Annotated in this window: 4 protein-coding genes and 1 pseudogene; 4 read left to right on the top strand and 1 reads right to left on the bottom strand. The window is 51.1% G+C overall.

What is annotated here, in order from left to right; all coding sequences use genetic code 11:
• Together gudD and VJY99_RS00450 are read left to right on the top strand one after the other, a co-directional pair.
• Positions 1-175 (top strand): annotated as a pseudogene (gene gudD / locus VJY99_RS00455) (glucarate dehydratase); the annotation flags it as partial.
• Between the two features lie 137 nt (positions 176-312).
• Positions 313-1461, top strand: coding sequence for a glycerate kinase (locus VJY99_RS00450; RefSeq protein ID WP_324115287.1), 1149 nt, complete (start codon positions 313-315; stop codon positions 1459-1461).
• Between the two features lie 67 nt (positions 1462-1528).
• On the opposite strand, the gene barA is transcribed toward VJY99_RS00450, so the two are convergent.
• On the bottom strand, positions 1529-4288 hold the full coding sequence (barA, locus tag VJY99_RS00445; protein WP_324115285.1) for a two-component sensor histidine kinase BarA: 2760 nt from the start codon (positions 4286-4288) through the stop codon (positions 1529-1531).
• Positions 4289-4349: 61 nt separating this feature from the next.
• Here barA and rlmD point away from each other — a divergent pair, with 61 nt between their 5' ends.
• Together rlmD and relA are read left to right on the top strand one after the other, a co-directional pair.
• On the top strand, positions 4350-5675 hold the full coding sequence (rlmD, locus tag VJY99_RS00440) for a 23S rRNA (uracil(1939)-C(5))-methyltransferase RlmD (protein ID WP_324115284.1): 1326 nt from the start codon (positions 4350-4352) through the stop codon (positions 5673-5675).
• A 32-nt stretch (positions 5676-5707) separates the two neighbouring features.
• Positions 5708-7428 (top strand): GTP diphosphokinase (relA, locus tag VJY99_RS00435; RefSeq protein WP_324115282.1); only part of this gene is annotated, 1721 nt, incomplete at its 3' end.

Below are 7428 nucleotides of genomic sequence, written 5' to 3'. Positions count from 1 at the left end.
GGTACAGGTGCCAACCACACCAGGTCTGGGCGTGGAGCTGGATATGGATGAAGTGATGAGAGCGCACGAGTTGTATCAAAAACATGGGCTTGGCGCGCGTGATGATGCGATGGCAATGCAGTATCTGATCCCGGAATGGACATTTAATAACAAACGCCCGTGCATGGTTCGATAGGCTATACCCTTATTATCGAAACTGATGGTGTATGTCGCTAACGCTAATCCGCCCTACGAAAGTGGTTTTGTAGGGCGGATTAACGCCGCGACATCCGACACTAACTTGACGCTTAAGACTGTAGCGATGGATGGCACATGAAAATTGTTATCGCACCAGATTCATATAAAGAGAGCCTGAGTGCTCTGGAGGTGGCGACACAGATTGAAGCCGGTTTTCGGGAAGTGTTCCCCGATGCCTGTTATGTGAAGCTTCCAGTTGCTGATGGCGGCGAGGGCACGGTAGAGGCGATGGTTGCCGCAACAAATGGCGAAATCATTGAAGTGGATGTCACCGGGCCATTGGGTGATCCGATCCAGTCTTTTTATGGAATTTCAGGCGATCGGCAGCAAGCCTTTATTGAAATGGCGGCAGCGAGTGGCCTCGAACAAGTTCCACCCAACTTGCGTAACCCGATGAAAACCACGTCGTGGGGAACAGGTGAATTGATTCGCTATGCGCTCGATAGCGGCGTAAAAAGCATCCTCGTTGGGATTGGCGGCAGTGCCACCAATGATGGTGGTATCGGCATGCTACAGGCTCTCGGAGCACGTTTTCTGGATAGCCAGGGTGAGTCGTTAGGACTTGGCGGCGGTGAAGTAGCACGACTGGCCTCTATCGATATTTCTGGGTTGGATACACGCCTGAAAGCGTGCCAGATTGAAGTCGCCTGTGATGTCACTAACTTGTTGACCGGTAAAGAAGGCGCATCGGCGGTATTTGGCCCGCAAAAAGGCGCAACGCCAGAAATGGTGAGTCAGCTCGATCAGGCATTGGAACACTACGCAAAAATCATTTCCCGCGATCTTGATATCGACGTCATGACGCTTTCCGGTGGCGGAGCTGCGGGCGGTATGGGTGCCGCACTTTTTGCTTTCTGCGGTGCAGAATTGCAACAGGGGATAGAGATAGTCACGCGAGCGTTAAAACTTGATGAACTGGTGCGCGATGCAGACCTGGTCATTACCGGAGAAGGCCGCATCGATAGCCAGTCAATTCATGGCAAAGTGCCGATTGGCGTGGCAAAAGTCGCGAAGCGTTATAACAAACCGGTTATTGGCATTGCCGGGAGTTTAACGCCAGATGTAGGTGTCGTGCATCAGCATGGTCTGGATGCCGTTTTCAGTGTGCTGTACCGCATTTGCACGTTGGAAGAAGCGCTGGATAACGCCGGAGATAATCTGCGTATGGCTGCGCGAAATATTGCGGCAACCATTGCGATAGGTTGTGGATGTCGCTCGCGCTAACCCCCAACCCCCCCTAAAACTGCGTAGGTCGGATTAGCATTAGCGACATCCGACATCAACGTGATGTTTAGCCGAACATTCGTTGCGCTTCTTTTGAGACATTATTCATCTCATCGAGCAACTCAAAGAGTTCGGGTTCCAAATCTTCCGGCTTCACACCATTACGCAGTTGCTGTTCCAGCATCAAGCACAGATTTTTTAAGCGTGGCACACCGCTGTAGCTACAGCTGCCGTGAAGTTTATGAATGATATCCACCAACATCTGCGGGTTTTCCCCGACCAACTGTTCTTCAACGGTATTGCGTACTTCGGGTAAAAATGCCAACAGCATTTGCAGTAAATCGCGTGCCAGATCCGGCTTGTTGGCCGCTTGTTGCAGCGCCAACGACCAATCCAGTGTTTGGTTTTGATTGCTGGCTTGCGCCGTTATTTCTGCGTTTGTTGGTTGAGTGAGCGCGTTAATGGCACCCGGCTGATAACGCAGCAGCAGGCTATACAGCTTTTTCTCTTCAATTGGCTTGGCAAGGTAGTCATTCATGCCAGCACTCAGCAGTTTCTCTTTTTGCCCCGCCATGGCATGTGCCGTTACGGCGATGACGGGTGTTTGCTGGTGGTGCGGCATCTGGCGAATGACCTCACAGGCGCGAATACCATCCATTTCAGGCATCTGAATATCCATCAGAATGATGTCTATCTGCATCTGTTTTGCCCGTTCAATAGCTTGTAAACCGCTATCGCACAGCTCAACGTTTTGCACATGATCATCAAGCAATGCGCCAATCAGTTTCAGGTTAGCCGGGTTGTCATCTACCGCCATTACCGTAAGCGGTAATTTCTTGTTTTCAACGCTATCAGCAAGTGTGGGATGTGCATTAACGGTGTGTTCAGCCAACAGTGGCAACAGACGTGGTGAGGTGACAGGCTTCAGTAAACAGGCTGCAACACCTTCTTTTTTCAGCGATTCTGCGTCTACCTGGCAATGACTTGGCAGCGCCAGGATCAGGCAGTCTGTCATGGTGACGGCTTTTGCGAGTTTTGGATTCGTCATGGTGAGCGTTTCGTGGAACGAGACTGGCATACCGAGCAGCATAATATCGTAGTGCGCTTCGGCGAGGGCCGTAAACGTTGGGCTATACACCACTTTAAGCGGTGTATTGGCTAAAATGTTGAGCGTGCTTTGTGCCGCAGAAGCATTTTGTTCAATATACGCAATACGTTTACCTACCAGATTCTCAGTCGAATAACCATCAAGAACCGCGTTAGGATTCAGATCCAGGTTGATATAGAACCAGAAAGTAGACCCCTGATTTGGTTGGCTATGGAACGAAATATCGCCACCCATTTCACTGACCAATTTTTGGGTAATCACCAGCCCCAGTCCAGTGCCACCGTGACGCCGTGAAATACTGGCATCCGCCTGACGAAATGCCTGGAACAAGCGCGACTGTTCCTGCTCAGGAATACCAATCCCGGTATCATGAATTTGCATCTCAACCTGGACTTTATTGTTGCCTTGCGAGCGTTTCTCGACGACCAAATCAATATTGCCGCTCTCGGTAAACTTAATCGCATTACCCACCAGATTGGTGACGACTTGCTGTAAGCGCAGTGGATCGCCAATCACGTTATCCGGGACATCGTTTTTAATGTTTAGCGTCAGCTCCAGACCTTTGTCATGGGCCGAATGCGCAAGCAAAGTCACGACCTCATCGAGCGTATTTCGCAGCGGGAATGGAATGCTTTCCAGAATCAGTTTACCCGCTTCCAGTTTAGAGAAATCCAGCACGTCATTGATAATGGTGAGCAGGTTATTGGCTGAGCGTTCAATGGTATAGAGATGATCGCGCTGCGTGGCATTCAAATCTGTTTTCAGCGTCAATCGGGTAAATCCAATCACCCCATTGAGCGGTGTGCGCAGCTCGTGGGACATATTAGCGAGGAATTCAGACTTAATACGTGCGGCTTCCTGAGCGCGTTTCTTGGCCAGATCCAGCTCAATGTTCTGGATTTCCATCTGCTCAAGGGTTTCGCGCAAATCGGACGTGGCCTGGTCAATATTGTGCTGCATCTCCTCGTGATAGGCAGTCAACGACATTGCCATCGAATTGATACCGTTTTTCAGCATATCTAATTCGCCGAGCATGAAACCTTCGACACGGCTATCGAGTTGGCCGCGGCGTATCCGGTCGACCGTATTCACCATATTGCGGATGGGCCCCGTGACATCGCGCATCAGGCGATAGGCGAAGAGCATCGCGATGCCGACGCAGAACAGCATCATCAACGTCGAGATGAAAATTTCTCGGTATTGCTGCAAACGCACTGATTTCAGGTCGAGTTCAATCGCGACGTAGCCGAGCGAATTGCCCCCCGGTTTCGCATCGGTTATTTCTGATTCATCCGGTGAATAGCTCTCGGAAATAATGGGGGTGCGTAGAATTATCGAATCGCCGTGCCGCGTAATGTTTAAACTATGCGGCTGTTTTTCATTGTTTGGTAACCTCAATGCCGAAGCATTTAGCTGATAATTGGAGGTGACAAACAGTTTGTTGTTTTCATCAAATATCGAAATGGCCCGCACAATATCGGAATGGCGGCGGTGTAACACGCTGACCAACTGGCGTATGGACTCGCGGCTGTGAAAACTCATGCCATATTCGCTGGCGACTGCCAGCGGTTCGATAATGTTGGCACCTGAATCTTCGAGCTGGCGCTGTAGGTCGTTGTAGCGATGGACGACAAAAAAGATACTGAGCAATAAACCGATCATTAATGTCGGTGCCAGAATCAGGATCATCATGCGTGCGCGCAGGCTGTAGTTGGTCATGGGCTTCCGATATGGGACAATTGAAGCAACAGTTAATATTTATGAGAGAGCACTCTGGCTCATGGCGCAATTCTACTCTGCAAAGCGACGGGTTACGACTCGTCAAATCATAACCGTGAACGTTACTGACCTTGATCCGTTTGGTCAGGGTGTCGCACGCCATAACGGTAAAGCGCTTTTTATCCAGGGCGCACTGCCTGGCGAACAGGTTGACGTCACGATTACCGATGACAAACGTAACTTTGCCCAGGCTCGAGTGAAACGACGCTTAAATGATAGCCCGCAGCGTGTGGTTCCGCGTTGCCCGCACTTTGGCGTTTGCGGGGGGTGCCAACAGCAACATGCCAGCATCGAATTGCAGCAGCAAGCAAAATCCCGAGCCCTGGCCCGCATGATGGGGAAGCGAGAGGCCCCTGCGGTGGTAAATGAAATAATCTCTGGTTCGCCATGGGGTTATCGCCGCCGCGCACGCTTAGGGTTGAATTACCTCTCTAAAACACAAACCTTACAGATGGGATTTCGTAAATCTCAAGACAGTGAACTTGTGAATATTCACCATTGCCCGGTTCTGGCGCCCCAGCTTGAGGCATTACTGGAACCCTTGCGCCACTGTCTGAGCGATTTAAAAGCGGTTCGCCGTTTAGGCCATGTTGAACTGGTACTGGCGGATAATGGTCCGCTGATGGTGCTACGCCATTTAGATGCCCTTCATGACGACGATCGGCAAAAACTGGAACGCTTTTCGCATTCTACAGGCGTTGCGCTGTTTTTAGCGCCTGACAGTGAGACACTCACAGCACTGGGTGACGATGAGCCTTGCTATCACTCAGACGGGCTACGCTTAACGTTCAGCCCACGTGATTTCATTCAGGTGAATGATGGCGTGAATCAGCAGATGGTTACGCGTGCTATTGAGTGGCTGGATATTCAGCCAACTGACCGCGTGCTAGATCTGTTCTGCGGAATGGGAAACTTTACGCTCCCGCTCGCCACACGCGCCGAAAGTGTCGTTGGAGTGGAAGGTGTTGCTGCGCTAGTGGCGAAAGGTGAATATAATGCACGACATAATTCGCTGAAAAATGTCACATTCTTTCATGAGAACCTGGAAGATGATGTGACTCGTCAGCCTTGGGCGGCCCAAGGGTTTGACAAAATATTGCTCGACCCCGCTCGAGCGGGTGCGCCAGGTGTTATGCAGCATGTCATTGCACTAGCACCTCGCCGAGTGGTCTATGTTTCATGTAATCCGACGACTCTTGCCCGTGATAGCGAGGCACTGCTGGCAGCAGGTTACCAACTGCGTCAACTGGCAATGCTGGATATGTTTCCGCACACAGGGCACCTGGAGTCGATGGCGCTGTTTGAGCGGTTAGATCAGATTGCTTGATTTGATTTATACCCCACCGAAGAGGACGGACAATGGTTGCGGTAAGAAGTGCACATCTCAATAAAGCTGGCGAATTTGCGCCCGATAGATGGATTGCTAGCCTCGGGATCACCAACCAGCAGTCATGTGAACGCTTAGCCGAAACCTGGCGGTATTGCGAGCAACAGACCAAAGGCCATCCAAATGCGGAATTGCTGCTGTGGCGCGGCGTCGAAATGGTGGAAATTTTGTCGATGCTGAGCATGGACAACGATACGCTACGAGCCGCATTGTTGTTCCCTCTTGCCGACGCAGGTGTTGTCACCGAAGAGGTGATGCGTGAAAGCATTGATAACCAGGTCGTCACGCTGATTCACGGCGTACGCGACATGGCCGCCATCCGCCAGCTTAAAGCCGCGCACACCGATTCAGTCTCTGCTGAACAGGTCGATAACGTTCGTCGCATGTTGCTGGCGATGGTGGACGATTTCCGCTGTGTGGTTATCAAACTCGCAGAGCGTATCGCTCACCTGCGTGAAGTGAAAGACGCACCAGAAGACGAACGCGTTCTGGCGGCAAAAGAGTGTACCAATATCTATGCGCCGCTCGCCAACCGCCTGGGTATTGGCCAGCTCAAATGGGAGCTGGAAGATTACTGCTTCCGTTACCTGCATCCTGCGGAATACAAACGTATCGCAAAATTGCTGCACGAGCGTCGTATCGATCGTGAGCATTACATCGACGAGTTTGTCAGCGCGCTGCGCAAAGCGATGAAAGAAGAGGGTGTAAAGGCTGAAGTTTACGGCCGCCCAAAACACATCTATAGCATCTGGCGCAAGATGCAAAAAAAATCCCTCGCCTTTGACGAGCTGTTTGATGTGCGTGCGGTGCGCGTTGTAGCAGAGCGTTTGCAAGATTGCTATGCGGCACTTGGCATCGTACACACGCATTATCGCCATATGCCTGACGAGTTTGATGATTACGTCGCCAATCCAAAACCCAACGGTTATCAGTCGATTCATACCGTGGTGCTGGGGCCAAACGGCAAGACTATCGAAATCCAGATTCGTACCAAGCAGATGCACGAAGAGTCAGAACTCGGCGTTGCTGCGCACTGGAAATACAAAGAAGGTCACGCACGTAGCGGCAGTTCAGGCCACGAAGATCGTATTGCATGGCTGCGTAAACTGATTGCCTGGCAAGAAGAAATGGCCGATTCCGGCGAATTACTGGATGAAGTCCGCAGCCAGGTGTTTGATGACCGCGTGTATGTGTTTACCCCGAAAGGTGATGTGGTGGATTTACCGGCAGGTTCCACACCCCTGGACTTTGCTTACCACATTCACAGCGATGTCGGGCACCGCTGCATCGGCGCGAAAATAGGTGGGCGCATTGTGCCGTTTACCTATCAGCTGCAAATGGGTGATCAGATTGAAGTTATCACCCAGAAACAGCCGAATCCGAGCCGTGACTGGTTGAACCCAAACCTGGGCTACATCACCACAAGTCGTGGACGCGCCAAAATCCACAACTGGTTCCGTAAACAAGACCGCGACAAAAACATTCTGGCCGGACGCCAAATCCTTGATGATGAAATTGAGCATCTCGGTATCAGCCTTAAAGAGGCTGAAAAGTCGTTGCTGCCGCGTTATAACTTCAATGAAGTTGAAGAGTTACTCGCGGCAATTGGCGGCGGGGATATTCGTCTAAACCAGATGAGTAACTACCTGCAATCGCAGTTTAACAAGCCAACTGCGGCTGAACAGGATGAGCA

The sequence above is a fragment of the Buttiauxella sp. genome, assembly GCF_035271705.1.
In the GTDB taxonomy this organism is placed as follows: Bacteria; Pseudomonadota; Gammaproteobacteria; order Enterobacterales; family Enterobacteriaceae; genus Buttiauxella.
Note: the sequence above shows the minus strand (reverse complement) of the source record. Positions and strands in the feature narration are given on the sequence as shown.